General features: G+C 59.8%; 4 protein-coding genes. All 4 read left to right on the top strand.

The genetic code is table 11. The annotated features are described in order from the left end of the window. Positions 1-316: 316 nt before the first annotated feature. Entirely contained in the window at positions 317-1414 is a 1098-nt protein-coding gene (locus tag QZ540_RS08240; protein ID WP_294629121.1) for a hypothetical protein, read from the top strand. Between the two features lie 189 nt (positions 1415-1603). Then, positions 1604-2641, top strand: coding sequence for an HAD-IIA family hydrolase (locus QZ540_RS08235; RefSeq protein ID WP_294629119.1), 1038 nt, complete (start codon positions 1604-1606; stop codon positions 2639-2641). Then, entirely contained in the window at positions 2634-2846 is a 213-nt protein-coding gene (locus QZ540_RS08230) for a GTPase (RefSeq protein ID WP_294629117.1), read from the top strand. The genes QZ540_RS08235 and QZ540_RS08230 overlap by 8 nt, the downstream gene beginning before the upstream one ends. Before the next feature lie 40 nt (positions 2847-2886). Continuing rightward, positions 2887-3608 (top strand): TlyA family RNA methyltransferase (locus QZ540_RS08225; RefSeq protein ID WP_294629115.1); only part of this gene is annotated, 722 nt, incomplete at its 3' end.

The raw sequence follows: 3608 nt of genomic DNA, 5'->3' as shown, positions 1-3608 counted from the left end.
CTCTTCGCGCCGATGGTACTGCACTTTTGTGGGTGTGGGAGAGTAGGTCACCGCCGCTTTATTATTCAATAGCCCCGGCTTCGCCGGGGCTATTTTTGTTTGGGGAGGCCTAACCGCCTCCCCATTTGTCTTTAACATCCCATCAGTACGGGTGCACGGAAGGTGCTCTCTATACTAAAATGGTATGGCTTATGTTTAGGCATTAGCGGATGCATCTAAAGCACCCCTCATAGAGTTGATGCCTCAGGCAGCGGTTCACCCGAATCGACTGCATACCCTACCCGCCCACACTGGCGGATACCTCCCAAGGAGATTCATGTCTGAGACCCCCCGTCACGAGTCTAACGGCTCCGGCCCCCGCCAGCACCGCAAGAACAGCGGAGGAAAGGACTTCCGCTCCAAGAAGGGCGGCAAGAACTTTGGCGGCAAGGGCGGTTTCAAGCGTAACGACCGCGGAGGCAAGAAGTTTGACGGTCGTCGCTCCGACTCCCGATCCAAGGCACCTCGCTCCAACGGACCCGAGGCTGAAGCACCCCGCGAAGAAGTACGTAGCATCGGTGGCCGTGCAGGCTACCGCCCTGCAAAGCCCAAGGCTCCAGAAATTGACGACGACATTACCGGTCGCGAGCTGGACGGTGCAACCTTCCGCCAGCTGCGTGCCCTGGAGCCCCGCAACGCTGAAACCGTTGCAAAGCACCTCGCCATGGCCGGTCGTTACCTCGACATCGACCCCGAATTCGCGCTGGAACACGCGGTTGCTGCATCCCGCAGTGCAGGCCGTATTGCCGCAGTACGCGAAGCAGTCGGCGTAGCCGCATACGTGGCAGAAGACTTCGAACTGGCGCTGCGCGAACTGCGCACCCACCGCCGTATCAGTGGCTCCGTAGACCACCTGGCACTGCTGGTGGACTGCGAACGTGCGCTCGGCCGCCTGCCCAAGGCACAGGAAATGATTGCTGAATTCAAGAAGGAAGAGCTGCCAGCCAATGTGCGCGTAGAGCTTGCCATCGTTGAATCCGGTATCCTCAGCGATCAGGGCAAGAAGTCTGAAGCTGTCGTCGCACTGCAGATTCCTCAGCTGAACCCCAAGCGTGCTTTCGAGTACAGCCCCCGCCTGTTCAGCGCATACTCCGACGCGCTGGCTAACGCAGGCCGTAACCAGGAAGCAGAACGCTGGGCACGCCTCGCCTTCATGGCGGAAGCAGCACTGGGCCAGGGTAACTTCGCAGAACCCGAAATCTTCGACATGTTCGGCGAAGCAGGCCTCTTCGAAAAGGAAGAGAAGTCCGTAGAAATCACTGAGCCTGCAGAAGAAGCTGAAGAGACTGCTGAAGTTTCTGCAGAAGAGGTAGCTGAGGAAGAGAAGACTGAAGCATCCGAGGCTGAAGAAGCAGAAGAAACCTCCGCAGAATAGAGACTGCAGAGAATCTAAAAAATCTGAATACTTGACCTAAGTGTCAGCGTGAAACCGCTGGACGCCAAACCTGAGCAGGGGAGAGCGTCCAGCGGTTTTCCACATAATCGCCAGAAGGCACCAACGCTAGAGTGTCTAACAGGTACGATTAATAGCGACAACCGCCAGAGACCCCGAGAGGAACACTCTATGACCACGAACGCACTCCTATCCCGCTACGATGCCCTCCTCTCCGACCTGGACGGCGTAGTCTACGCGGGCCCCTTCGCTATTGAAGGTGCACCCGAGGCCCTCAACCGCGCCGAAGAAGAACTCAACGTACCGGTCATCTTCGTCACCAACAACGCATCCCGATCCGTAGAATCCGTAGCAGAACACCTGCGTGAACTGGGCGTGCACACCCGAGCAGAACGAGTCGTCAGCTCCGCACAAGCTGGTGCCGCACTGCTCGCACAGCACGTACCCGCAGGCTCCAAGGTACTCATCACCGGCACCGATGCCCTTGCCGACTGTGTGCGCGACGCAGGTCTGGAACCCGTACGCACCGAAGCAGAAGGTCCCGTAGCCCTTATCCAGGGCTTCAACCCGAAGATGAGCTGGGAAGACCTCGCAGAAGCCGCCTACACCCTCGCAAACCCCGATGTACTGTGGATTGCAACCAATACCGACCAGACCATCCCCAAGGAACGCGGCCAGGCGCCCGGTAACGGAACCCTCGTTGCGGCAGTGGCAACCGCCTCACGCCGCACCCCGCTTGTCGCGGGCAAGCCCGAAGCACCCATCTTCCACACCGCGGCAAAGGCCGTGAATTCCAGCCGCCCCGTCATCGTGGGCGACCGCCTGGACACCGACATTCTCGGCGCCAACAACGCTAAGATGGACGGCGCACTCGTCCTCACCGGCGTGCAGACCTACCAGGACGTTATTGAAGCTGTGCCGAACCAGCGTCCGACCTATGTTCTTCGCACCCTCGAGGACTTCTTCGCACCCTACCCCGAAATTGAGGTGCTCTACGAAGGCTACGAAGTCACCGCAACCGGACCCACCTGGCAAGCACGAGTCCGCGGTGAAAACCTGAGCCTGACCGGTCCCGAGGTTGAAGACGCCGAAGCATTCGCGGGCAGTGAGAGCGAAGCCGAAGCATGGCGCGTAGCCTGCGCAGCATGGTGGGCGGCAAACCCCGAACAGGGCGCACGCCCCAACATCCAGGGGATTCCCGGTGCCTAAAGAACCAGAGACTAACAGCACGGCAGAGGAAACCGCTGAGATTGACGCCGAATTTGAGCGCCAGCTGGCGGCGACCCTCTCCATGGATCCCGTAGAGCGCGTCAAGCGCCTCGAAACGATGAGTGAGCAACTGGAGAAGGACCTCGAAAACCTCTCCTGGTTTGCGACGGTGAACCCTCAGACGGCAGCTCTGAGGGGGCACTAGATACCCCGTCACCAGACGACAGAAAGAAGACAAGGACACCGTGCGCCTCGATAAATACCTGGTCGAAGCCGGATTCGTGAGTTCCCGAACCCTCGCCGCCAAGCTTATTGCCGCCAGGGACGTGCAGGTCAACGGCAAGACTGCACGTAAGGCGTCCATGCTCGTGGGCCCGGAGGATACCCTCTATGTGCGCCAGAGCGAACTGACCGAATACGTCAGCCGTGCCGGCCACAAACTCGCCGGTGCTCTCGACGCGTTCCCCGATATCGAGGTGGAAGGCAAGCGTTGCCTGGACGCGGGAGCATCTACGGGAGGCTTTACCGACGTGCTGCTTCGCCGAGGCGCCGCCCATGTGGCCGCCGTTGACGTAGGACACGGGCAGCTCGTGGACTCACTACGCGAAGAGCCGCGAGTTGGTGTGTACGAAGGACTCAACGTTCGCTACATGAAGCCCGAAGATATTGGCGGGCAGGTCGAACTGACGGTCTCCGACTTGTCGTTCATCTCGCTGACCCTGGTCATGGAGGCGCTAGCGAACGCCACCGAAACCGGTGGCGACCTGGTACTCATGGTCAAACCGCAGTTCGAGGTCGGTAAACACCGCATCGGGCGCGGAGGAGTGGTGTACGAAGAATCCGCCCGCCGTGAAGCAGTAGAAAAAGTTCAGGCATCTGCGGTCAGCCACGGATTGCGTGTGATGGGTATGGAACCCAGCCCGCTCCCCGGACAGGACGGCAACGTAGAGTACTTCCTATGGTGCAA

Origin of the sequence: uncultured Rothia sp. (genome assembly GCF_916049665.1) — a bacterium.
Taxonomy (GTDB): Bacteria; Actinomycetota; Actinomycetes; order Actinomycetales; family Micrococcaceae; genus Rothia.
This window is presented reverse-complemented; position numbering and strand designations above follow the sequence as displayed.